Raw genomic sequence first — 23,723 nt, 5'->3', positions numbered from 1 at the left:
ACATTTTCTAAATTAGACACCTAGCAAGTTGACAAGGAGAACACCCGTGACCGCGAGCTCCGCGCCGATGACGGTTCCCACCGACCACCCGGCCATCCTGCGCTGGGTCGACGAGATCGCCGACCTGGCCACGCCCGACCGCGTGGTCTGGTGCGACGGGTCCCGCGACGAATGGGATCGGCTGACCGACGAACTCGTCGAGAAGGGCACCTTCGTCCGGCTCACCGGCAAGCCCAACTCCTTCTGGTGCGTCTCCGACCCGGACGACGTCGCCCGTGTCGAGGACCGCACCTTCATCTGCTCCGCCGACCCCGCCGACGCCGGCCCGACCAACAACTGGGTCGATCCCGTCGACATGCGCACCGTCATGACCGAGCACTACCGCGGCGCGATGACAGGTCGCACGATGTATGTCATCGGCTTCTGCATGGGCCCGCTCGACGCCGCCGAACCGAAGTTCGGTGTGCAGATCACCGACTCACCGTATGTGGCGGTGTCGATGCAGATCATGACCCGCTCGGGCACGCCGGTCTGGGAAAAACTCACCGGCGACACCGACTTCGTCCAGTGCCTGCATTCGGTCGGAGCGCCGCTCGGTGCGGGCCAGGCCGACGTGCCGTGGCCGTGCGACAGCACCAAATACATCGCGCACTTCCCCGAATCGCGCACCATCTGGAGCTACGGCTCCGGCTACGGCGGCAACGCGCTGCTGGGCAAGAAGTGCTTCGCGCTGCGGATCGCCTCGGTCATCGGGCGCGACGAGGGCTGGCTGGCCGAGCACATGCTCATCCTCAAACTCACCTCACCGCAGGGCCGCACGCACTATGTGGCCGCGGCGTTCCCGTCCTCCTGCGGCAAGACCAATCTGGCGATGCTGGAACCCGCGCTACCCGGCTGGCAGGCCGAGACCATCGGTGACGACATCGCCTGGATGCGCTTCGGCGCCGACGGCAGGCTGTACGCGGTCAACCCGGAGGCCGGGTTCTTCGGCGTCGCGCCCGGCACCGGCGCGCGCACCAATCCCAACGCGATCGCCACCATCGACCGCGGCAACTCCCTCTTCACCAACACCGCGCTCACCGATCAGGGCGACGTGTGGTGGGAAGGACTGACGAAGCAGCCGCCCGCCCACCTCACCGACTGGCGCGGCAACGACTGGACGCCCGAATCCGGAACCCCTGCCGCGCACCCGAATTCGCGCTACTGCACCCCGATCGAGCAGTGCCCGTCGGTGGCGCCGGAGTGGAACGACCCGACCGGCGTGCCGATCTCGGCGATCTTCTTCGGCGGGCGCCGCGCGAGCACCGTGCCGCTGATCGCCGAGACCTTCGACTGGGCGCACGGCGTGTTCACCGCGTCGGTGCTGTCCTCGGAGACCACCGCGGCGGCCACCGGGGCGGTCGGCCTCGTCCGCCGCGATCCGATGGCGATGCTGCCATTCCTCGGCTATCACGTGGGCGACTACTTCGCGCACTGGCTGCGGCTCGGCGCCGCGGCCGACGCCGCCAAGCTGCCGAAGATCTTCCAGGTCAACTGGTTCCGGCGTGATGCCGACGGGACCTTCCTGTGGCCCGGCTTCGGCGACAACGTGCGCGTGCTGAAGTGGGCGCTGGAACGCCTCGACGGCACCGCCGACGCGCAGTGGACGCCGATCGGCTACGTGCCGACCGCCGACGCGCTGGACCTGTCCGGGCTTGACGAGGCCGACCGCGCGCTGGTCGAGAAGGCGCTGGTCGTCGACGCCGCGGAGTGGGTCACCGAGACCCGGTCCATCGACGAATGGTTCGCCCGCATCGGCGGCAACCGGTTACCCGACGAACTGCGCGAGCAGCTGGCGGCACTGAAGTTGCGCCTGCTCGGCAACCGCTGACCATGCGGGCACTGCTGCCGACCTGGTCGGAGTGGAAGCCCGCCTTCCTGGCGCCGGGCACGGATCTGATGGCGGGGCTGATCGTGGCGCTGGTGGCTCTGCCGCTGGCGCTGGGATTCGGCATCAGTTCCGGGCTCGGCGCCGCCGCCGGTCTGGCGACGGCGATCGTGGCCGGCGCGCTGGCTGCCGTCTTCGGCGGCTCGCGCTTCCAGGTGTCGGGGCCGACCGGTGCGATGACCGTGGTGCTGGTGCCGATCGTGCACGAGCACGGCGCGTCCGGGGTGCTGACCGTCGGGCTGATGGCGGGTGTGCTGCTGGTGGCACTGGCCTTCGCCGGTGTCGGCCGCGCGGTGCGGTTCATGCCGGCTCCGGTGATCGAGGGTTTCACCGCGGGCATCGCGGTGGTGATCGCGCTGCAACAGTTTCCGGGCGCGCTGGGGGTGTCCGGAGCCGAGGGCGAGAAGGTCTGGCAGTCGGCCATCGACGCCGTGCGACGGTTCGTCGAGCACCCGAACGCGACCGCGCCGGTGACCGCGCTGGTGGTGGCGGTCGTGATCCTGATCGGCGGGCGGTTTCTGCCCAAGCTGCCGTTCGCGCTGGTCGCCGTCGCGGTGGCGACGGTCGTCGGTACCGTGTTCGACCTGGATCTGGCCCGGATCGGAGCGATCCCGGCCGGGCTGCCCGCACCCTCGCTGAGTTTTGTGCACGCCGACGAACTGACCACGCTGCTGTTGCCCGCGCTCGCCGTCGCCACGCTGGCCGCGCTCGAATCCCTGCTGTCGGCCACCGCGGCCGATGCCATGGCCGTCGGGACCCGCCACGACCCGGACCGGGAACTGTTCGGCCAGGGACTGGCGAATATCGCCGCGCCGCTGTTCGGCGGCGTGCCCGCGACCGGTGCGATCGCCCGCACCGCGGTCAACGTGCGCTCGGGGGCGCGCACCCGGCTGGCGGCGCTGACGCACGCGGCGATCCTGGCGGGCATCGTCTACCTGGCGGCCGGGCTCGTCGCCGACATCCCGATCGCGGCGCTGGCCGGGGTGCTGCTGGCGACGACCGTGCGGATGGTGGAGACCGCGTCGCTGGCCGCGATCGCGCGCGCCTCGCGGGGCGACGCGATCGTGATGCTGGTGACCTTCCTCGTCACCGTGGCGTTCGACCTGGTCACGGCAGTGGTGATCGGTATCGGTTTCGCGCTCGTGCTCGCGGTGCGCGCGGTGGCCCGCGAGGCGAGCCTGCACCAGGTCCCACTGGACGACAGCGATCACCTCGGCGAGGAACACGACCTGCTGCGCGACCACATCGTCGCCTACCGCATCGAGGGCCCGCTGTTCTTCGCCGCCGCCCACCGCTTCCTGCTGGAGCTGTCCGAAGTCGCCGACGTGCGGGTGGTGATCCTGCGGATGTCGCGCGTCACCGCCCTCGACACCACCGGCGCCCTGGTCTTGGCCGACGCCGTCACCAAACTCCAGCACCGCCACATCACCGTCCTGATGTCCGGTCTGCGCGAAGACCACCGCACCCGCCTGGCGGCCATGGACGCCCTCCCGGCCGGCGGCGACGACGCCGTCTTCCCCGACACCGGGACCGCCATCACCTACGCCCGCCGCTTCCTGCCCACCCACCGAACCCCGTGAGCGTCCACCGCGCCGACCGGCGCTGAACCGGCTGTGCCGCCGGGCGACCCGCGAATCACGCGGAACGGGTGCGGAACTGTGCGCGGTACGCGGTCGGGGTGAGGCCGGTGGCGGCGGCGAGGTGGGTGCGCAGGTTCACCGCGGTGCCGAGGCCGCTCGCGGTGGCGACCTGTTCGACGGTGAGGTCGCTCGCTTCGAGGAGGCGCCGCGCGTGGTCGAGGCGGCGGGCGGTGAGCCAGGACAACGGGGTACAGCCGAGTTCGGCGCGGAAGCGCCGGTGCAGGGTGGCCACGCTCACGCACGCGTGGGCCGCGAGATCGGTGACCGTGATCGGTTCGGTCGCATGATGTTCGGCCCACTCCACCGTCGAAGCCAGGGACGGGCCGGGGTCGCGCGGCACCGGACGGTCGATGAACTGACGCTGGCCGCCGCGGCGGTGCGCGGCGAAGACCAGGCGGCGCGCGACCGCGGTCGCGATCGCGGTCCCGTGATCACGACCGACCAGATACAGCGCCAGGTCCAAGGCCGCCGCGCTGCCGGCCGAGGTGAGGACGTCGCCGTCGTCGATGAACAGCACGGCGTCGTCGACCTCGGTGTCGGGGAAACGGCGCCGGAACTCGGCGGCCCACTGCCAATGCAGGGTGACGGTGCGCCCGGCCAGTACTCCGGCCTCGGCGAGGGTGAACGCCCCGCTGCACATGCCGACCAGCCGGGCGCCCCTGGCATGCGCGCGAGCGATCGCCGCGAGTACGGCCGGGTCCCGTGGTGTGCCGGTGTCCGGGCGGTTCGGGACGATCACGGTGTCGGCGGCGTCGAGCAGGGACAGCTCGGCCAGACCGGTCATGGTGAAGAAGTTCTGCCGCATCGGCACCTCGCGCCCGTGCGCGCAGAGCCGGAAGTCGTAGAGCAGACCACCGATCTCGGGGCGGTCGATGCCGAAGACCTCGGTCATACAGGCGAGTTCGAACGGGTTGGACCCCTCGTCGACGAGCGCCGCGATCCGGTGCAGACCCGGGTGCGAGAAATCTTGCGACATGCGTCATTCATCGCACTGTTCGGCGCGGTACCGCAACCGCGACCATGAGGCATGACCGATCGACCGATGAATATCGACGCCGCGCTCGCCACCTTCGACGCCCTGTGGAGCCCCCGCATCCTGGCCCGGGTCAACGACTGGGATGTGCGCCTGGCCAAGGTGCGCGGCGAGCACCTCTGGCACGCCCACCACGACACCGACGAGTTCTTCCTCGTCCTCGACGGCACCCTCGACATCGACCTGCGCGGGCCGGACCGGCGAGTCACCCTGCACCGCAACGACACCTACGTCGTGCCGCGCGGGGTCGACCACCGGCCCTCGTCCGTGGCGGGCGCGACCCTGCTCCTGTTCGAGCCCGCGGGGACCCTGAGCACCGGCGACCACACAGGCGAGATCCCCGACCACATCACCGCCACCACCGGGACCGCGCTGAGCTGAACCGCGGGCCGCCGACGTGGTCAGCCCGCGGTGGCGGCGAAGTACGCGGTCCGCACGGCGACCTGCGGCGGGGGCGGGAAGTCGGGGTTGCCCGAACCGAGCGGGCCGACCCGCACCGTCCAGGTGCTCGACGACGTGTCGACCGCGGTGCGCGCGTTCGCGGGCTGGAGCACCACGTCGTGGCCACCGTCGCAGGAGTACGCGCCGACCAGGCCGTCGGAGCGACCGCCCCAGGCGCCGCCGACGCGGATGCGGCAGTGCCTGCCGTCGGCCAGTTCCAGCGCCCACGGTTCGGGCGATTCGATGCGGCCGACCGCGCCGAGCTGCGGCGTCACCGTGTAGCGGCGCAGCGTGCGCTGCCAGGGGTCGCTCGCGCAGAGCAGGGTGGTGTTGCCGGGCGGAGCCCAGCAGACATCGGCCGAGTCGGCGGCGGCGCCGCAGCCGGAGTAGATACCCGGGGTGTTCCCCGAGCGGCTCGGTTCGGCGTATCGGCAGTCCAGCGTGCCGTACGGATCGGGGCTGACGACGGTGAAGCCGTCAGCGGGCTGACCGGCGGCGGTGACCGCGACGACCGAGACGACACCGGTCGCCGCGCTGGTCGGAGTGGATGTGGCCGGGCTCGCGGTAGTCGGCGGTCCGGGGCCGGTCGTCGCGCCCGGCGTCACCGGCTCGGTGGTCTGGCCCGGCGTCACACCGGACGTGGCCGGTTGCCCGGTGACCTGGGTCGGAGTCGGGGTGGCGATCTCCGACGACGAACACCCGGCGAGGACGATGGTCAGCGCCGCGCCCAGCGCACCGGCAACCCCTGCTCGAACAGTCATAGCCACCCCTGAGTTCGACGAACCCGACCTTCGAGTTGTCCATCGACCGGGCGCGCGAATTCGTTAACCGGGCAAGGCTGTTCGGGCGTCGCTCGCCCCGACCACCTTCGCCGAGAGCGAGCGGAGCGCGTCGCTCTCGCCCTCGCTGAGCCGGTCGACGAACACCTCGCGCACCAGCTCGACGTGCTCGGGCGCGGCCCGGCCGAGCACCGCGCGCCCCTCCTCGGTCAGCGAGACGACGATCCCGCGCGCGTCGTCCTCGGCGGGCCTGCGGTCGACGAGCCCGCGCGCCGCCATCCGCGCCAGCTGCTTGGACAGCCGGGACTTGTCCCAGCACACCTCGCCCGCGAGTTCCTTGGCCCGCATGCAGCCGTTCGGCGTGGCCGACAGCGGCACCATCAGCTCGTAGTCGGCCATCGACAGCCCGTGCTCGGCCAGGCCGGCCGCGATCGCCGCGTCCAAGCGCTGACGCATGCGGATGTAGGCCTGCCAGGTCTGCTGCTCTTCCTCGGTCAACCATCGAGTCACGGGAATTATCCTAGAACCCATTTGGTTGACATGGAAACAAAGCACGTATGGACCAGGAGGCGCATCCCATGCCCGCAATCACCGTCGACGACATCATGGTGCTGCCCCGGCTGCCCCGACCCGATGTCACCGAGACCCAGCGACCCGTCCGCCAGATCGTCACCGCCGCGCGTCAGCGCGAAGGCGCGGGCTTCGAGGTGACCCGCCCCTTCCCCAGCGTCGACCTGCGCTCGGCCGACCCGTTCATCCTGCTCGACCAGATGGGCCCCGTCGCCTACGAGCCCTACGAGGCCAAGGGCGCGCCCTGGCATCCGCATCGCGGCTTCGAGACCGTCACCTACATGCTCGACGGCACCATGGTCCACCACGATTCGCAGGGCGGCGGCGGCGTCATCAGCGAAGGCGACACGCAGTGGATGACCGCGGGCTCGGGCATGCTGCACGACGAACTGCCCGAGGAGAAGCTCGTCATCTCCGGCGGCACCTTCCACGGCATCCAGCTGTGGGTGAACCTGCCGCGGGCGAACAAGTTCGCCACCCCGCGCTACCAGGACCTGCGCGCGAGTGAGCTGACCCTGGTCAGCTCGCACGACGGCGGCGCGCTCGTGCGCGTCATCGCCGGTGACCTCGCCGGCTTCACCGGTCCCGGCTCCACCTACACCCCCATCGCCTACGCGCACGCCTCGCTGGTACCCGGCGCCCAGCTCGAGACGCCGTGGCCCAAGGACTACACCGCGCTGGCCTACGTGCTGTCCGGCAGCGGCACCGTCGGCGTCGAGCACAGGCCGATCGGCGCCGGTCAGCTCGTGGTCTTCGGCAAGGGCGACGCCATCACCCTCACCGCCGATCGCACCCAGCACAGCAGCACCGGCGATCTCGAGGTCCTGCTGCTCGGCGGAAGGCCGTTGCGCGAACCGGTGATCCAGTACGGGCCGTTCGTCATGAACACCAGGGAGGAGATCATCGAGGCCATGGAGGATTTCCAGGCAGGCCGGATGGGCACCGTGCCCGCCGAGCACCTGACCGGACGACGTCTGGGCGAGTAGGCGGTCCCGGCGGCAGACGATCCGCAGACGCCACGCGGTTGACAACCGGACGCCCCGTCACGAAGGTTGACGGGGCCGCCCGGGGTGCGAAGTGTCCGGGCCCACAACCGAACCGCAGCAGACATCGAGGAATTCATGAACGTTCGCCGGCTCACCGTGAGCCTCGCCGCCGCAGGTCTGACCCTGCTCGCCGTCCCCGCCGCCCACGCCGACGTGGTGTCGGGTTCCGCGGGCACCGGCTCCTCCAGCTTCGACTCGCTCCTCGGCGCGACCGGCTCGGCCAACCTGGTCCAGTCCGGCTCGGCCGGTGGCGCCTTCCGTAGCTGCGACGACGCGATCGCCGCCGGTCGCGCCCCGCTGTTCCGCGGCGAAGCGGGCTACTCCCCCCACCTCGACCCCGACGGTGACGGGCTGGCCTGCCCCACGCAGTAGTCTCGGCGGCTTGCGCCGCGTGGTGGGGCTGTTGCCTCACAGAAGAAACCCCCGATGTGGCCGGTGCCGCATCGGGGGTTTCTGTGTTCAACGCTTACTCAGCGGCGAAAGATCTTGACCAGCAGCAAGCCTGCCACCAGGGCACCTGCGCCGATCAGCGTGTATTTGACCTTCGGCTCGTTCAACTTGGCGACCACGATCGCCTTGGTGTCGTCCGCGATCCGCTGCGGATCGGCGCGCACCGCCAGTTCGTCGAGCGTCGTCGCCAACCGGGCGCGCGCGATCTCGATCTCGCGCTCGATCCGGTCGGTGTCGTCCTTGGCCACCGTCACCTCCAATATTGTCTGCTGCTCGCCGACGAGTCTATCCATGCGTTCGTCGCACCCGGTCGGTTACCGTGCGGTGGTGACCGACAACCATCGCCTCTCCCCCGGAGACACCGCCCCCGATTTCACGCTGCCCGACGCCGACGGCACGGACGTGTCGCTGTCGGACTACCGCGGCCGCAAGGTGATCGTCTACTTCTACCCGGCCGCCAGCACTCCCGGCTGCACCAAGCAGGCCTGCGATTTCCGCGACAACCTGGCCGAGCTCGGCGGCGCGGGCATCGACGTCATCGGCATCTCGCCGGACAAGCCCGCCAAGCTGGCCAAGTTCCGCGACGCCGAGGGCCTGACCTTCCCACTGCTGTCGGACCCCGAGCGCGACGTGCTGAAGGAGTGGGGCGCGTTCGGCGAGAAGATGATGTACGGCAAGACCGTCACCGGCGTCATCCGCTCGACCTTCCTGGTCGACGAAAAGGGCAAGATCGAACTCGCCCAGTACAACGTCCGCGCCACCGGCCACGTCGCCAAGCTGCGCCGCGACCTGTCGGTGTAGCTAGTCACCGAAGGTGCCGATGAACACCTCGTAGCCGTCGAGCAGGCGGGCCAGCCCGAACTCGAAATCGGCTTTGCTCCAGTCGATATCGTCGTCGTCGAAGGCGGAGGCGGACAGCGCGGCGGTCACCGAGGGAAAGCGCTGGGGGTCGAGCACCCGCGCCAGTACCGAGGCGAAGTCGCCGTCCTCCTCCGTCTGCAGGTCGCGCACGGCCCGCCGCTTGCCCACCACGAACATCGACAGGTTCATCACCAGCTGGAGCTTGACCGGCTCGGGCACCGCCGTCTCGCTCAGCAGCCGCAGACCGGCGTCGAGCCAGGCCATGTTGTTGGGCCCCAGCGGTGGCCGGTTCAGCGGGATGTCCACCCACCACGGATGCGTGCCGATCCGCTCGAACTCCGCGCTCGCCCATTGCTCGAGCCCGGCCCGCCACGGCGTGCCTGCCGCGATGACCGGCGGCGCGCCGACCACCCGGTCCAGCAGCAGGTCCTCCAGCGTGTTCTTGCTGTCGACATAGCGATACAGCGACATGGCCGTGAAGCCGAGCTGCTTGGCGACCCGGCCCATCGACAGCGCCGCGTACCCCTCCGCGTCGGCCACCGCGACGGCGGCGTCCAGGATCTGGTCGAGGGTCAGCGTGCGCCGGGGGCCGCGCGTACCGGGCTGCTCCAGCCCCCACATCAGCTCGACCGCCTTCGGTAGCGCCGCGTCCGTCATCCGCTCTTCCTCCTCCGCTCGCGTCGACTCTAGCGGTGCCGCTCTTGTGCTCAATAACTGCTTACTCTATAAACTATGTTTATCACATAAACAGTTTCTCGATCGGAGAGAACTCATGACGCTCGACCCATCGCCCGCCGTCGCGGTACACGGGCTGCGCAAGACCTTCGGTGCCCAGGCCGTGCTCGACGACCTCGATCTCGAGGTGGCACCCGGTACCGTTTTCGCGCTGCTCGGACCCAACGGGGCGGGCAAGACGACCCTGGTCCGCATCCTGGCCACCCTGATCCGGCCCGAACACGGCGACGTGCGCGTCTTCGGGCACGACGCCGTGCGCGAGGCCGCCACCGTGCGCGGCCTGATCGGCGTCACCGGGCAGTACGCGGCCGTCGACGGCGTGCTCACCGGCGCCGAGAACCTGCGGCTCACCGGCAGGCTGCTGCACCTGGGCGCCACCGAGACCCGGCGCCGCGGCGCCGAGCTGCTCGACCGCTTCGACCTCGCCGACGCCGCCGACCGGCCGGTCTCGGCCTACTCCGGCGGCATGCGCCGCAGGCTCGACCTCGCCATGAGCCTGATGGGCAGACCGCGCCTGGTCTTCCTGGACGAACCGACCACCGGCCTGGACCCGCGCAGCCGCCGCGACCTCTGGGCCGCGATCCGCGACCTCGCGGCCGAGGGCACCACCGTCTTCCTCACCACGCAGTACCTGGAGGAAGCCGATCAGCTGGCCGACCGGATCGCCGTGCTCGACGGCGGGCACATCGTCGCCGACGGCACACCGGACGCACTCAAACGGCTCGTCCCCGGCGGGCACATCCGGTTCCGCTTCGCCGACCAGCGCCTGCTCGCGGCCGCCGCGCACGCCGTCGGCGACCAGGCGGGCCACCTCGACCCCGAGCAGCTGACCCTCCAGGTGCCTTCGGACGGCAGCGCGGTCGAGATCAAGCGGCTGCTCGACCGTTTCGCCGAGCTCGGCATCGCGATCGACCAGCTCAGCGTGCACACCCCCGACCTCGACGACGTCTTCTTCGCCCTGACCGGTCGCGCCCACCCGGCCGCGTCGGCCGCCTGAACCCCCACGAAACGAGACCCACCATGACCACCGTCTCCCCCACCCTGCGGGCCGTGCACACCGCCCAGGACTCGATCACCATGCTGGACCGCAATATCCGGCACACCGTGCGCTCCCCCGACACCATGATCATGACCATCGCGCTGCCGGTGATGATCCTGCTGATGTTCGTCTACGTCTTCGGCGGCGCGATGGACGCGGGCCCCGGCCCCTACATCGACTACGTGGTGCCCGGAATCATCCTGCTGTGCGCGGGCTTCGGGGCATCGACCACGGCGGTCGCCCTGTCGACCGATCTGGCCGAGGGCATCATCGACCGGTTCCGCACCATGGCCATCGCCCGGTCGGCGGTGCTCACCGGGCACGTGGCCGAGAGCGTGCTCCGCAATCTGCTCACCTCCGCCGTCGTGATCGGGGTGGCGGTGGCGCTCGGTTTCCGGCCGACCACCGATCCGCTGCGCTGGCTCGGCGTCCTCGGCGTGCTGGCGATGTTCGTCTTCGCGCTGTCCTGGCTCGCCGCGGCGCTGGGTCTGCTCGCCCGGAACCCGGAGGCGGCCAACGGCTTCACCTTCTTCTTCATGTTCCTGCCGTACGTGAGCAGCGCGTTCGTCCCGACCGAGACGATGCCGACCTGGCTGCACACCTTCGCCGAGCACCAGCCGGTGACCCCGGTCATCGAGACGATGCGCGGCCTGCTGATGGGCACACCGATCGGCGACAGCGCCCTGGCGGCCGTCCTGTGGTGCGCAGGCATCGCGATCGCCGGGTATCTCGCCGCCGGTGTGCTGTTCCGCCGCCGGACCAGCGACTGACCGACGAGCGAGGGGCCGCGCGAGGTATCGCGCGGCCCCTCTTCTTCGCTGTCCGCCCGGCGACCTAGTCGGCCGAGGCCGAGTGTGGGCCCGCCGGCACCGGAGCCTGCGCGGGCTGCATACCCATCGGGATGCCCGTGCCGGGCAGGCTCGGCGCGGCGGCCGGCGTCTGCGGGACGACCGGCGCGGCGGGTTCCAGCGGCAGCGGTTCGTCCTGCGGCGCATCGCCGTAGAGCTGGGTCGGGTATCCCAGCGGGAACTGCGCCGGGTCGATCAGCTGGGGATTCGGCGACACCGTGTCGTAGGGCGAGCCGCCGGTCGGTTCCCCGGCCGGGCTCACCTGCAGCCCACTGCCGGAATTCACCCCGCCCGAGGTGCCGCTCTGGCCCGAGCCGGTGTCGGCGACGGCACCGGCCTCGGGCACCGGGGAAACGACCGGCGCGACCGGATCCGCACCGGGCTCCGAGGACACCGCGGTGTTGTCCACCGCCTGCGGTCCCCCGTTCATCACCGCGTACGAGCCGCCCGCGACCAGCCCACCGGCCAGCAGACTGGCGGCCGCCGCGACCATCGCGGTGCCCCGCTTGGAATGCGGCGCCGCCGCCACCGGGACGTCGACGGAATCGCCGAGCGCGACCAGCGCGGCACCGGCGGCCGGGGCGAACGGCGCGAGCCGGCACGGCAGCACCGGCACGCCGAACCCGGCGACCGCCTCGCGCACGGCGGGCGCGTCGGCGGTGGAGCCGACCAGCACCACCGCGCCCGGCCGCACCCCGGCCGCCTCGAACTGATCCCAGGCCGCCGTCACCCCGGCGCGCAGGGCGTCGGGCGTGGGCGCGCCGGTCTGCGCGGAGGCGGCGAGCACGCGGTGCCTGCCCGGATCGAGCAGGGTCATCGCCTGGTGACCCGGCACGGCCTCGTAGACCAGCAGATTGTCGAATTCGTCGAGCCAGGTCATCGCGCCCGCGACGAACAGATGCGCCGACTTGGCCGAGACCAGCGAGGCCGTGCGCCACGGCGTCGAGGCGAGCCGGGTGACGATCGCGCGCCGCTCGACGGCATCGCGGTAACTCACTGCCACTCCGGCGATCTCGTACTCGTCGTCGAGTTCGGCGGCCATCGTGTCCAGCGCGGTCTGCACCGCGACGGCGACCTCGGCCTTGCTGTCCCCGCCCGCCCGGACCGTGCGCCGCAGCAGCATCCGGTCGGTGAGGGTCGCGCCCGATTCGGCGAAGGCCACCGCGTGCACGGCGCCTCGCTCGGTGCTGACGCCGAGGGTGATCACAGATCCTGCAGCCACAAGTCTTGCCTTCCCTGTGCGAAACGATGCGGGACGGGACCGCACGGGGCCCATCACTTCGCGGTAGGTCGGTTGCGACGAGAGATCGCCGCGAATAAGCGTGCGGATGCACGCACGCTCATCTGATGATTCGTCACCAGCTGTGGCATGGATGGGAGGAATTTCGCCCAGTTGTTGACACGCTGTCGGTAGACGCGTGTCGGGGATGTGTGTATACCGCTAGCCTGGATGGGTGGAAGTACACGCGCAGGCCCGGTCCAAGCAGAGCCGTCCGGACCCTGCGCTCGAATTGCAGGACGACCCGCAAGAGCTCATGCCGCGCAAGCGGCCGACCCAGGAGCGCAGCAAGCGCAAGTTCGACGCACTGCTGCAGTCCTCGCGCGAGCTGCTCGTCGAGGTCGGCTTCGAATCGTTCACCTGTGAAGAGGTCGCGCAGCGCGCCGAGGTGCCGATCGGCACCCTGTACCAGTTCTTCGCCAACAAGTACGTGATCGTCTGCGAGCTCAATCGCCAAGACCTGGTTGCGGTTTCCCGCGAGCTCGCCGACTTCCACGGCGAGGTGCCGTCACTGGACTGGCTGCGGCACATGAATCAGTTCGTCGACCACCTGGCCGGTCTGTGGACCACCGATCCCTCGCGGCGCGAGGTGTGGCTGGCCATGCAGTCGACCCCGTCCACCCGGGCGACGGGCGCGCTGCACGAGAAGGAATTCGCCGAGGTGGTCTCGCAGATGCTGCGGCCACTGACGCCGCGCACCCCGCGCGCCCGGCGCACGATGATGGCCGAGGTGCTCGTGCACGTCGTCTACTCGATGCTGAACTTCTCCGTGCAGGACGAGCAGTCCAACGCCGACGCCGTCGCCGAACTCAAGCGCCTGATGGTCGCGTACCTGCTTGTGGCGGAAAAGGAATCACGCCACGACCGCCGCCCCGAGGATTCGGCCGAGAGCTGATCGCGGCGGGCGTCGGCGACCGGGCCGGTGACGAGGCAACTCGCCGGGTCCTGGGATTCCCGGCGAGTTGCCTGTGTACGTGCGAGATCAGCGGTAGCGGTGAGCCCGCGGTCAGTGCCGACCCTCGATGAGGTCGGCGAGTTCGCCCGGGTCTTCCAGCACGACCATGGCCGCCGCCGTGTCGCCGTCGTGGGTCAGCGACAGGTGCACACGGACGCGCGGCAGGAACTCCGCGGCCAGGCCGTGCAACTTGATGCTCGGCCTGCCCCAGGCGTCGTTCACGACCTCGATCAGCGGATACGGGTTGTCCCCGATCTGCGGGCTGCGCGCGAAGCGAGACGATGCCCAAGCCTTGAGCACCGCCTCCTTCGCGGCCCAGCGTGCGGCGAAGCTGCGGGCCGGGTCGGTCTGCTTGCTCTGGCAGTAGCGGCGTTCACCAGCGGTGAAGCTCTCCCTGAGCATCGTCGTCCCCGACCGTTGCAGCTGCTCGGCGAACTCGGAGATGGTCACCAAGTCCAAACCGATTCCGAGAATCGTCACGAAGCGGCAGCCTACGACGCTTCGGTCGACTGCGGGGCGGAACCGATTCGCCCGGTGCCGCAACCCCATCCGTTCGCCTGGTACACACCCTCGCCGTCGAGCCTGGCCTCCGGCGAGAGCAGCATGTCGGCCTCGAGCTGACGGATCTGCTTGGCCGGGGTGCCGTCGGCGCCCAGGCGGCGATCCGCCGGCTTCTCGTACAGCGCGGTGCCACCGCACATCGCCTCGGCGAAGCGCTGCCGGCCGGCGAGCTGACGCGCCTGCGCCCGCTCCTGGTAGTCCGCCCGCGCCGACGGCTCGATCGCGGACAGGAACGCCTGCGGATGAACCACCGCGAGCAGACCCGACACGTGACCGAAGCCGAGCGAGGTCACCAGACCGGCCTTGAGCGCGAACTTGTCGCCGAAGCGCAGCGGCTCGCGCGCCCACACCAGGTGCGGGTAGGCCGCCATCTTCTCGTCGACACAGTCCAGGCTCCGGTTCGGCGGCACCACACCGTTTTCCAGCACCTGGCACAGGCCGATGAGCTGGAAGGCCGCCGCGCCGCCCTTGGCGTGGCCGGTGAGGCTCTTCTGCGAGACCACGAACAGCGGGGCGCCGTCGGTGCGACCCAGCGCGCCGGCGAGCCGCTCGTGCAGCTCCGACTCGTTGGGATCGTTGGCGGCGGTGGAGGTGTCGTGCTTGGAGATCACCGCGATGTCGTCCGGGGTGACGCCGAGCTTGCGCAGTTCGGCGGCCAGTCGCGAGCCGCTGCCGCCACGACCGGCACCCAGCGCGCCGAGACCCGGTGCGGGGATGGAGGTGTGCACGCCGTCGGCGAAGGACTGCGCGAAGGCGAGCACGCCGAGCACCGGCAGGCCCATCTCCACGGCCACGTCACCGCGGGCCAGCAGCACGGTGCCGCCACCCTGCGATTCCACGAACCCGCCGCGACGGCGGTCGTTGGCGCGGGAGAAGTACCGGTCGCTGATGCCCTTGGCGCGCATGGCCGCCGAGTCCGCGGTGGCCGACATGTCACCGAAGCCGACGATGCCCTCGATACCGAGATCGTCGTAACCACCGGCGACCACGACCTCGGCCTTGCCGAGCCGGATCTTGTCGACGGCTTCCTCCACCGACACCGCCGCGGTGGCGCACGCCGCGACCGGGTGCACCATCGCGCCGTAGCTACCCACATAGGACTGCACCACGTGCGCCAGCGCGACGTTGGGCAGCGCCTCCTGCAGGATGTCGTTCGGGCGCGGCTCGCCGAGCAGGTTGTCGACGTAGAGCGAGCGCATCGAGGACATGCCGCCCATGCCGGTGCCCTGGGTGTTGGCCACCAGGCTCGGGTGCACCCAGCGCATCAGTTCGTCGGGGCTGAAGCCCGCGCCGACGAACGCGTCGACGGTGCAGACGATGTTCCACAGCGCGACCCGGTCGATCGAGGCGGCCATGTCGGCGGAGACACCCCAGATCGTGGGGTCCCAGCCGGTCGGGATCTGGCCACCGACGACGCGCGAGAGCTTCGCCTTGCGCGGCACCCGGATCTCGGTGCCCGCCTGCCGGGTGACGGTCCAGTCGCCGGAGTCGGCGACCGGGCTGATCACCGTGTGCTCGGGATCGGCGGTGTGGAAAGCGCGCGCCTCGGCCTCGTTGGCGACGGTGAAGCTCAGGTCCTGGTCGAGGAAGACCGAGGTGAGCAGCGGTGCCGCGTTGTCGAGCATCGCGCCGTCGTCCTCGTAGCGGCGCACGCCGCAGCGCTCGACGACGGTGTCGTGGTAGCGCTCGGCCAGCTCCGATTCCGGCACGAAGTCCCCGGATTCGGTGTCGTACCAGCCCGGCTTCGGGTCGTTCTCCCAGCGGATCAGACCGGTGGTCCAGGCCAGCTCGAGCACGCCCGCGGCGGAGAGCTTGTCCTCGACCTCCATCTCGAAGCGGGTGCGCGAGGAGCCGTACGGGCCGAGCTCGGCCGCGCCGACGATGACGACCATGTCGCTCAGGTCGGCGGTCACCTGGCCCCACTCCGGCACCGGCAGTGCCGAACTCAGGGTCGGCGGCGCGGGCAGCGCGGCGATGGTGGCGGCGGTGCTCGCCTCCTCCTCGCTCGCGGCCGCGGCCTCCTGGGCCTGCTTGGCCAGCGCGGGCAGGTCGAGCTTGGCGCGCGCCAGACCACCGGTGAGGTCGATCTGCTGCGGGCCGGTCTCGGTCACCTGACGTGCCCGCGAGGTGCACCACTTGAGCAGCTCGTCGGCCATCTCGGTGGTCGACCAGGTGTGCACGCCTGCCTTCTCGACGGCCTCGACCATCGGGTCGTTGTGGCCCATCAGCCCGGTGCCGCGCACCCAGCCGATCAGCGCGTGCACCATGGTGACGCGCGCGGACCACGACTTCTCGGCGCGCCAGCGGGTGACCACCGCGTCGAGCGCGGCCTTGGACTCGCCGTAGGCGCCGTCGCCGCCGAACAGGCCACGGTTGGGCGAACCCGGCAGCACCACATGCAGTTTCGCGTCGACGTCGTGGTCGGCGCCGAGGGCGGACAGGCCGCCGATCAGCCGCTCGACCGACCAGAGCAGGACCCGCATCTCCATCTCGGCGCGGGCGCCCGCGTCGGCGAGATCACCGGCGACGCGCGGTGCCGCGAACGGCAGCAGCAGCGTCGGGGTCATCGCGTCCTTGACCTTGATCTTGGCGCCACCCGCGTTGTCGACCTGTTCGGTGCCGACCCAGTCGATCAGCGCGTCGAGGTCCTGGTAGGAGGCCATGTTCGCGGGCACGACCCACAGCGCCGCGCCGTGGCGGGCGTTGTCGCGGTACAGCGCGCGGTAGAACCGCAGCCGCGCGTCGTCCAGGCGCGAGGTGGTGACCACCACGGTCGCACCGCCCGAGAGCAGCCTGCCGGTGACCGCGGCCGCGATGGAACCCTTGCTGGCGCCGGTGATCACGGCGACGTCGTCGGACCACAGACCGGGGTCGGTGCTGTCGAGCGCGGCTTCGGCGATCTGCGCGTACACCCCGGCCAGCACCGAGCGGGCCTCGTGCATCGCCCGCTGACGCCACCAGTTGGCCTGCGCGGCAACGGCTTCGCCGGCGCCCACGTAGCCGCCGAGCGGCAGTTCCGCGGTGGCGGCGTCGTCGCCGAGCCACATGGTCGCGAGGTCCTCGCGGGCGGTGGCCCAGCGGTCGTCGATCAGGACGGCCTTGCGGGCGTCGAACGCCGGGGCCACCAGTCGCGGCCAGTCGGTGCCGAGTTCGGCCGAGACCAGGTCGACGAGGGTGTCCTCGGTGACCTCGGGGGCGCTGACCTGCTCGCTGAGACCGAGCTGCTCGAGGATCACCCGGGCCGCGGTGGCGAGCACGCCGTCGCGGCCGGTGATCTGCTCGGTGAACTCGCCCAGCGCCGCCGCGTCGACGGTGCCGCCTGCCGCGCCACCCGCCGAGGGCAGCGAGACCGCGACACCACGTCGCGCCGCCACCGCCTGCACGGCGGCGTCGATGGCCGCGTCGACCGAGGCGGCGTCGGACAGCGCGCCGCCGACGAGCCCGCCGAGGTCGCCACCGCGCACGCTGGCGCCTTCGCGGGTGCCGAGGGAGACCTCGGCGGTGACGTGGCTGGCCCAGCCGTCGCCGAGCTCCCAGGTCTTCTTGACCCGGTCGGCGATGGCGGCGGGCCGCTTGCCGGAGGGGCCGAAGACCTTGCGCAGGTGATCGCCGATGGCGTCGGTGAGCACCGTGCCGAACGGCTTGTAGGTGCGGGCCAGGCGCTCGACGGTGGCGGACAGGGCGCCCATGTCGGCGTCGGCCGCGCCGTCGATGGCGCCGAGCGAGAGCTCGGAGCCGAGGTCGACCAGCAGCTGGTTGCGCCGCGAGGACACACCGTCGCAGAGGCCCTCGATGGTGTCGACCGGGCCGATCTGGTCCAGCCGCAGCTTGGTCCACAGCGCGATGAGCACGCGGGTGGCGTCGGCGGCGGTGAAGGAGATGTCGTCGGGACGCGGGCCACCGGTGGCGACCGGCGCCGCGGCGACCGGTGCGGCGGGAGCGGCCGCGGGCGCCTCGGCCGGGGTCTCCTCGATGTCGTCGACCGGCGCGGGATCGGTGTCGGTGGCGTAGACGACCGCGGCGTCGCGCTCGACGTTGACCACCTCGACCGTCGCCCCGCCGAACGCGGGCAGCTTCAGCGTCTGCGAGGCCAGGTTGGCCACCGTCGGGGTGGCGCCGAGGCCGATCTCGACGAAGCGCTCCACGCCGAGGCCACCGTGGGCGGCGTCGGTGAACAGCAGGTCCTGGGTCTCGATCCAGCGCACCGGGCTGGCGAACTGCCAGGCCAGCAGCTCGATCAGCACCACGCGGCACAGTTCGGCGTCCCGCTCGGCCCAGCTGTCGAAGTCGGCCAGCACGGCGGCCAGCGGCTCGGACGGCACGAGCTCGGCGATCTCGGTGAGGAACGCGCGGTCCAGCGAGAACGGACGCGGCACCAGGTTCGGGATGTAGCGGCCGACGAGCACCTCCGGGTGCACCTCGGCGGGCAGCAGCTGCTCGAGCTTGTGCCGGAACTCCGGGACGCCGTCGCGCAGCACCGAGGAGTGGAACGGCACGTCGATGCCGGGCACCAGGATGAACGCCCGCTTGCCACCGAATTCCTCGCGGCGGCGGTCGATCTCGGTCTCGAGCGCCTCGAGTCCGGCGACCGTGCCCGCGATGGCGTACTGCGAGCCGCGCAGGTTCAGGTTGACGACCTCGAGGAACTCCCCGGTGGCCTCGCCGATGCCGTTGACGAAGTCGATGACCTCGGCGTCCGGCAGCCCGATCTGCGACGGGCGGATGGCGGCCATCCGGTAGTCGCTGCGGCCCTGGGCGTCGCGCGGCACCAGTTCGTGCATGGCCGAGCCACGCTGGAACACCACCTCGAGCACGGCCTCCAGCGGCAGCACCCCGGCGACGGCGGCCAGGGCGTTGTACTCACCGACCGAGTGGCCCGCCAGCATCGCGCCCTCGACGAAGGCGCCGGCCTCGCGCAGCTCGGCGACCTGGGCGACGCCGAGGGTCGCCATGGCGACCTGGGTGAACTGGGTCAGGTGCAGCACGCCGTCCGGGTGCCGGTGCTCGACACCGCGCGCCTTGAGGTAGGTCGGGTTGTCGCGCACCACCGCCAGGATCGAGAAACCGAGGGCTTCGCGGGTGTGCGCGTCGGCGCGCTCCCACACCTGCTTGGCCGCCTTCGAGCGGGTCAGCGCGTCCAGGCCCATCCCCTTGCGCTGGATGCCCTGGCCCGGGAAGGCGTAGACGGTCTTCGGGGCGGCGGTGCGCCCGGTCGCGGTCATGACCAGGTCACCGTCGACGCGGCAGGAGACCTCGATGATCTCGCTGCCCGCGTCCACCGCGATCCGCTCCACCCGCACGTCGACGGTCGCTCCGGGGCGCACCATGCCGAGGAACCGGGTGGTCCAGGCCGTGAGAGTGCGTGCGGGAACGGAGCTTTCGGGATCCACGGCGACCACGGCGTGCTGGGCGGCGGCCGAGAGCCACATGCCGTGCACGATCGGGCTGCCCAGCCCGGCCAGCTTGGCCGCGGCGTCGGAGGTGTGGATCGGGTTGTGGTCGCCGGAGACCGTGGCGAACGCGTGCATGGCGCGCGGGGCGGTCATGGACACGTCGCGGCGACGGCGGCGCGGGGTGTCGGTGGCCTCGGCCGAGACCGTTCCGGCCGCGCGCGGCGGATCGGTGAGCTCGCCCGCGCCGTTGCGGCCGCGGATCGCGAACCGCTCGACCAGACGGGCCAGCGGGGCAGGCTCGAGGCCCTGATCCAGGATCAGGCCGACGTGCACGGTCACCTCGACGACCCGGCCCATGTCGGTGTCGACGACCGCGCCGCTCTCGGCGCGCACCACGAGAATGCCGGTCTCGGCGGGCAATTCGCTCAGCAGCTGGATCTGGTGATCCAGGTGCACCAGGTCGAGCATGCCCTCGATCACCGAGCCGCCGTTGCCGGTGCGGGCCGCGCCGAGCACCGCGAAGACCGCGGGCCAGCAGGCGCCGACGAGCACGTCGGGCGCGGTGCGGCCGAGGGTGCTCAGGGTGGCGGGCAGGCCGGAACCGGTGACACCGGCGTGGTCGGCGACCAGGTCCGGCATCCAGGCCAGGTTGAGGTGCGCCACACCGGCTTTCACCTCGGGCAATGACTGGCCGGCGGCCACGCCGAGCAGCGCCGACATGGCGGTCTCGGCGTCGGCCTCGGTGATCACCGGCGCGCCGCCGGAGTAGACGCTCGTCGGCACGGTGATGCGGATCTTCACCGCGTCGCGGCCGAGCAGCGGCACGGCCAGCTCGACGTAGCCGAATTCGGCTTCGGGACCGGAGACCTCGGTCAGCGTCGCGCCGGTGCTCTGGTGCACCGCGACGCCCTGCTCCACGACCCATTCGTTCGGGGCGCCGAGCCGGTGCACCGGGTTGACGGTGGTGCGTCCGGCCCACTGCACGTCGGGAGCCGCGAGCACGGTGTCGAGCGAGCCGGACACCACCCCGGCGACGCGACGCGCGTCGACCGGCGCGGGCACGACGCCGGCGCGGACCAGGCTGTAGGCGGTGTCCTGCTCGAACCGGTCGAGCAGCTCGCCGACCGGCTCGTCGACCCGGGTGATGCCGGCGACGGCGACGGTGCCGGGGATGATGCACACCTGGTCGGCCGAGTAGCGCGGATCATGGGCCTGCCACAGCGAATCCGAGCGCCACCAGCGTCGCACGTCGGCGTCGACGACGGGCACGAAGTTCACCGGCTTGCCCGGGGTCTTGCACAGCGCGACGAAGAACGGCACGTCGGCGGGGTGCAGCACGGTCTCGGCGACCGCGGGGTACTGCTTCTTGAGCGCGCACAGCGCCTGCACCGGGTGTTCGAAGGCCTCGTCGTCGGCGAACAGCGTCTCGATCTCGCCGCTGTCGGCGGGGTGCAGCCGGGCTTCGGTGCGCCGCATCATCTCCGCGAACCGGTCGCGCCAGCTGATGTCGAGCCAGTCCGAGCGGGTGGCGTCGATGATCGCGTCGCCGATGTCGCTGCCGCAGTCGAACGAGATCGGGACCTCGCTCGAGACCGCCAGCGAGACATAGCGTTCCAGCCACTGCTGGTAGGTCATGGTGGCGACGTCACCGAAGTAGGGCTTGGCGGTGGCGTCGAGCGCCGCGATGATCTCGGCGCGACGCGCGGCGACGGCCTCGGCGTCACCGGCGACCTCGTCGAGCAGGCGGCCGGTGCGCGAGGCGGCGTTGTCGATCTCGTGGATGTCGGCGCCGAGCTGGCTGCGGCCCGAGGCCATGCCACCGCTGGCGGTGCCCGCACCAACCCAGTCGGGGGTGCCGGGGGTGTCGACGAGCAGCTGCTTGACCTCGGGGGCGGTGGTCGCCTCCAGGGTGGCCATGGCGGCGGTGCCGACCAGGACGCCGTCCAGCGGCATCACCGGGTAGCCGTGGCCGGTGGCCCAGGTGCCGGTGAGGTAGTCGGTGGCCCGCTCGGGCGTGCCGATGCCACCGCCGACGCAGACCACCACGTTGGCGCGGCTGCGCAACTCGGCGTAGGTGGCCAGCAGCAGGTCGTCGAGGTCTTCCCAGGAGTGGTGCCCGCCGGCCTTGCCGCCCTCGATGTGCATGATCACCGGGTAGTCCGGCACGGCGTCGGCGATGCGCAGCACCGCGCGGATCTGGGCGACGGTGCCCGGCTTGAAGGCGACGTGGCTGATGCCCGCTTCGGTCAGCTCCTCGATCAGCGCGACGGCTTCCTCGAGCTCGGGGATGCCCGCGGTGACGATGACGCCGTCCAGCGGCGCACCCGCCGCACGCGCCTTCTGCACCAGGCGCTTGCCGCCCAGCTGCAGCTTCCACAGGTACGGGTCGAGGAACAGCGAGTTGAACTGCACCGCGCGGCCCGGCTGCAGCAGCTGGCGCAGCTCGGTCATCCGGTCGGCGAAGATCTGCTCGGTGACCTGACCGCCGCCGGCCAGCTCGGCCCAGTGGCCCGCGTTGGCCGCGGCGGCGACGATCTTGGCATCGACGGTGGTCGGGGTCATGCCGGCCAGCAGGATCGGCGAGCGGCCGGTCAGCTTGGTGAACGCGGTCTCGACGACGATGCGGCCGTTGGGCAGCCGCACCGGCTTCGGCGCGAACGCCGACCACGGGGTGGCGGGCTCGGGCGCGGCGCCCGGGGTGAGCAGGCTGCGCTGACCCGGACGGGTGGCGGCGGCGATCACGCCGACGCCGGTGCCCTTGAGCGAACCGCCGGTGATGCGCGAGAGCAGGTCGCCGGGGCCCAGGTCCAGGATCCATTCCGCGCCCGCCTCGACGACTTCGTCGACGGTGGCGACCCAGTCGATCGGATCGACCAGCACCTGCTGGGTCAGGGAGGCGGCGAGGTCGGCGTCGAGCTCGCACTGGCGGGCCCAGCCGGTGACCAGGTCGACGGTCTCGGCCAGCGCCGGGTGGTGGAAGGCGACGTCGACGGAGATGTCCTCGAACACGGGCGCGAAGACCGCGCCACCGCGCGACTTGCTCTCCCGCTCGCGGGTCTGCTCGTCGTGCAGCTGGGCGCAGCGCACGCGCACCCGATCGATCTGCGCCGGGGCGCCCGACAGCACGACGCGCCTGCGCCCGTTGCGGATCGACACCACCGCGGCGATCGCGGGGTCGACGCCCTCGGCGACCTCGGCGACGATCGCCCGCAGCTGTTCCGGGTCGACATTGGACACCGCGACCATCGGCGAACGCTCGCCGACCGGCATCAGCCCGCGCCTGCGCGCGACCAGCCCGGCCGCGGCACCGATGAACTGGGCGATGGCCAGCAGTTCGGCGTCGCGCTCACCACGGGCCTCGACCGCGGCGGCGGCCAGCAGCCCCTGCGAGTGCCCGACGATCGCGACCGGCGCGTGCTCGGTCGGGTCCAGGCCCTGCAACCGCAGCGCCCTGATGGCCGCGAGCTGGGCCAGCAGCACACCGGGCATCGACACCGCGGCCGAGCGCAGCACCGCGTCGGCGGGCGCCGAGGACGGCTCGTCCGGCTCGTCCAGCTCGCTCTCCAGCATCCAGCCCATCGGGTCGAAGCCGCCGGGACGGACCACCAGCAACTGCGCCGCAACCGGCTCGACCAGTGCTTCGGCCGCGTGCACCAGCGCGGTCAGCTCGGACTCGAGCGCACTGTCGCGACCGATCTCCTCGAGCTCGCGCAGCCACTGCGCACCCTGCCCACCGAACGCCAACGCGTACCCGGCCCCGTCGCGCAGCTGCTCCAGCAGCGCTGCGCGGACACCCGATGCCTGGCCACGACCACCAGCTTTCGCGGTCGACCCCGTGCCCATCTCGGTGCTCTCGTTGATCGTCAAGACGCTCGACTTCCTTCTCCTGGCGCTCCGCCCACCGACGGCACGCACACGTATCCGGCAGCCCCTCGGGCCTGTTGGGAGCCACGATCGCACAAAATCATGAGGAAAGCCTCACGTTTCTCGCCCCGACGGCAGCTACCGCCGAGTATTTCTGCACGCTCGTACCAGTTTTTTCTGAAACATGACTCCGCCTCATGTTCAAACCGCAGGTCCAGCCTGTTACTTCACTTCGCAAACATGAGTGGCCCTCATGTTGAGGTATATCGAATCGTTATAATCCCAGGTCGTGTTACCGACGA

Annotated in this window: 17 protein-coding genes; 9 read left to right on the top strand and 8 right to left on the bottom strand. The window is 71.2% G+C overall.

Annotated features, from left to right (window positions below):
• The first annotated feature begins 67 nt into the window (after positions 1–67).
• Together ACIO52_RS16115 and ACIO52_RS16110 are read left to right on the top strand one after the other, a co-directional pair.
• Positions 68–1,870 (top strand): phosphoenolpyruvate carboxykinase (GTP), encoded by a 1,803-nt coding sequence (locus tag ACIO52_RS16115; RefSeq protein WP_342801834.1) that lies wholly within the window; start codon positions 68–70, stop codon positions 1,868–1,870.
• 2 nt (positions 1,871–1,872) lie between these two features.
• The gene (locus ACIO52_RS16110) at positions 1,873–3,507 is read left to right on the top strand and encodes a SulP family inorganic anion transporter (protein ID WP_218720871.1); all 1,635 of its coding nucleotides are present in this window, start codon (positions 1,873–1,875) and stop codon (positions 3,505–3,507) included.
• A 55-nt stretch (positions 3,508–3,562) separates the two neighbouring features.
• Here ACIO52_RS16110 and ACIO52_RS16105 read toward each other — a convergent pair whose 3' ends face one another.
• On the bottom strand, positions 3,563–4,543 hold the full coding sequence (locus ACIO52_RS16105; protein WP_316573820.1) for a helix-turn-helix domain-containing protein: 981 nt from the start codon (positions 4,541–4,543) through the stop codon (positions 3,563–3,565).
• Positions 4,544–4,594: 51 nt separating this feature from the next.
• On the opposite strand from ACIO52_RS16105, the gene ACIO52_RS16100 reads away from it, so the two are divergent.
• A complete protein-coding gene (locus ACIO52_RS16100) occupies positions 4,595–4,981 on the top strand; it encodes a cupin domain-containing protein (protein WP_218720873.1) in 387 nt (128 codons plus the stop codon).
• A 20-nt stretch (positions 4,982–5,001) separates the two neighbouring features.
• On the opposite strand, the gene ACIO52_RS16095 is transcribed toward ACIO52_RS16100, so the two are convergent.
• Positions 5,002–5,802: a hypothetical protein gene (locus tag ACIO52_RS16095; RefSeq protein WP_402644616.1), complete on the bottom strand. Its 801-nt coding sequence runs from the start codon at positions 5,800–5,802 to the stop codon at positions 5,002–5,004.
• A gap of 63 nt (positions 5,803–5,865) precedes the next feature.
• Entirely contained in the window at positions 5,866–6,330 is a 465-nt protein-coding gene (locus ACIO52_RS16090; RefSeq protein WP_308248623.1) for a MarR family transcriptional regulator, read from the bottom strand.
• Between the two features lie 68 nt (positions 6,331–6,398).
• Here ACIO52_RS16090 and ACIO52_RS16085 point away from each other — a divergent pair, with 68 nt between their 5' ends.
• A complete protein-coding gene (locus tag ACIO52_RS16085; RefSeq protein WP_218720876.1) occupies positions 6,399–7,376 on the top strand; it encodes a pirin family protein in 978 nt (325 codons plus the stop codon).
• Positions 7,377–7,511: 135 nt separating this feature from the next.
• Positions 7,512–7,808 (top strand): excalibur calcium-binding domain-containing protein, encoded by a 297-nt coding sequence (locus tag ACIO52_RS16080; protein WP_218720877.1) that lies wholly within the window; start codon positions 7,512–7,514, stop codon positions 7,806–7,808.
• Between the two features lie 98 nt (positions 7,809–7,906).
• Here ACIO52_RS16080 and ACIO52_RS16075 read toward each other — a convergent pair whose 3' ends face one another.
• Positions 7,907–8,179, bottom strand: a complete 273-nt coding sequence (locus ACIO52_RS16075) for a DUF3618 domain-containing protein (RefSeq protein WP_218720878.1) — start codon at positions 8,177–8,179, stop codon at positions 7,907–7,909.
• A 34-nt stretch (positions 8,180–8,213) separates the two neighbouring features.
• Between ACIO52_RS16075 and bcp the strand changes: the two genes are divergently transcribed.
• On the top strand, positions 8,214–8,687 hold the full coding sequence (gene bcp / locus ACIO52_RS16070; RefSeq protein ID WP_218720879.1) for a thioredoxin-dependent thiol peroxidase: 474 nt from the start codon (positions 8,214–8,216) through the stop codon (positions 8,685–8,687).
• Here the strand turns inward: bcp and ACIO52_RS16065 are convergent, their stop codons facing one another.
• Positions 8,688–9,404, bottom strand: a complete 717-nt coding sequence (locus tag ACIO52_RS16065) for a TetR/AcrR family transcriptional regulator (RefSeq protein ID WP_255588449.1) — start codon at positions 9,402–9,404, stop codon at positions 8,688–8,690.
• Positions 9,405–9,519: 115 nt separating this feature from the next.
• Here ACIO52_RS16065 and ACIO52_RS16060 point away from each other — a divergent pair, with 115 nt between their 5' ends.
• Both ACIO52_RS16060 and ACIO52_RS16055 read left to right on the top strand, forming a co-directional pair.
• Complete coding sequence (locus ACIO52_RS16060; protein WP_402644610.1) at positions 9,520–10,479, top strand: ATP-binding cassette domain-containing protein; 960 nt, start codon at positions 9,520–9,522, stop codon at positions 10,477–10,479.
• A 23-nt stretch (positions 10,480–10,502) separates the two neighbouring features.
• Complete coding sequence (locus tag ACIO52_RS16055; protein WP_402644607.1) at positions 10,503–11,291, top strand: ABC transporter permease; 789 nt, start codon at positions 10,503–10,505, stop codon at positions 11,289–11,291.
• Positions 11,292–11,355: 64 nt separating this feature from the next.
• On the opposite strand, the gene ACIO52_RS16050 is transcribed toward ACIO52_RS16055, so the two are convergent.
• Positions 11,356–12,591: a hypothetical protein gene (locus ACIO52_RS16050; protein ID WP_218720882.1), complete on the bottom strand. Its 1,236-nt coding sequence runs from the start codon at positions 12,589–12,591 to the stop codon at positions 11,356–11,358.
• 313 nt (positions 12,592–12,904) lie between these two features.
• Here ACIO52_RS16050 and ACIO52_RS16045 point away from each other — a divergent pair, with 313 nt between their 5' ends.
• Positions 12,905–13,543: a TetR/AcrR family transcriptional regulator gene (locus tag ACIO52_RS16045; protein WP_255588466.1), complete on the top strand. Its 639-nt coding sequence runs from the start codon at positions 12,905–12,907 to the stop codon at positions 13,541–13,543.
• Positions 13,544–13,654: 111 nt separating this feature from the next.
• On the opposite strand, the gene ACIO52_RS16040 is transcribed toward ACIO52_RS16045, so the two are convergent.
• Complete coding sequence (locus ACIO52_RS16040) at positions 13,655–14,083, bottom strand: holo-ACP synthase (protein WP_218720884.1); 429 nt, start codon at positions 14,081–14,083, stop codon at positions 13,655–13,657.
• Between the two features lie 11 nt (positions 14,084–14,094).
• Positions 14,095–23,424, bottom strand: a complete 9,330-nt coding sequence (locus ACIO52_RS16035; RefSeq protein ID WP_402644602.1) for a fatty acid synthase subunit beta domain-containing protein — start codon at positions 23,422–23,424, stop codon at positions 14,095–14,097.
• Positions 23,425–23,723: the final 299 nt, after the last annotated feature.

Origin of the sequence: Nocardia sp. NPDC087230, assembly GCF_044744725.1 — a bacterium.
Classification (GTDB): Bacteria; Actinomycetota; Actinomycetes; order Mycobacteriales; family Mycobacteriaceae; genus Nocardia; species Nocardia canadensis.
This window is presented reverse-complemented; position numbering and strand designations above follow the sequence as displayed.

Coding starts and splice junctions, on each gene's coding strand:
- ACIO52_RS16095 (WP_402644616.1), bottom strand. CDS start 5,802: ATGACTGTTCGAGCAGGGGTTGCCGGTGCGCTGGGCGCGGCGCTGACC.
- ACIO52_RS16085 (WP_218720876.1), top strand. CDS start 6,399: ATGCCCGCAATCACCGTCGACGACATCATGGTGCTGCCCCGGCTGCCC.
- ACIO52_RS16055 (WP_402644607.1), top strand. CDS start 10,503: ATGACCACCGTCTCCCCCACCCTGCGGGCCGTGCACACCGCCCAGGAC.
- ACIO52_RS16060 (WP_402644610.1), top strand. CDS start 9,520: ATGACGCTCGACCCATCGCCCGCCGTCGCGGTACACGGGCTGCGCAAG.
- ACIO52_RS16110 (WP_218720871.1), top strand. CDS start 1,873: ATGCGGGCACTGCTGCCGACCTGGTCGGAGTGGAAGCCCGCCTTCCTG.
- ACIO52_RS16045 (WP_255588466.1), top strand. CDS start 12,905: ATGCCGCGCAAGCGGCCGACCCAGGAGCGCAGCAAGCGCAAGTTCGAC.
- ACIO52_RS16105 (WP_316573820.1), bottom strand. CDS start 4,543: ATGTCGCAAGATTTCTCGCACCCGGGTCTGCACCGGATCGCGGCGCTC.
- ACIO52_RS16080 (WP_218720877.1), top strand. CDS start 7,512: ATGAACGTTCGCCGGCTCACCGTGAGCCTCGCCGCCGCAGGTCTGACC.
- ACIO52_RS16100 (WP_218720873.1), top strand. CDS start 4,595: ATGACCGATCGACCGATGAATATCGACGCCGCGCTCGCCACCTTCGAC.
- ACIO52_RS16065 (WP_255588449.1), bottom strand. CDS start 9,404: ATGACGGACGCGGCGCTACCGAAGGCGGTCGAGCTGATGTGGGGGCTG.
- ACIO52_RS16075 (WP_218720878.1), bottom strand. CDS start 8,179: ATGGATAGACTCGTCGGCGAGCAGCAGACAATATTGGAGGTGACGGTG.
- ACIO52_RS16115 (WP_342801834.1), top strand. CDS start 68: ATGACGGTTCCCACCGACCACCCGGCCATCCTGCGCTGGGTCGACGAG.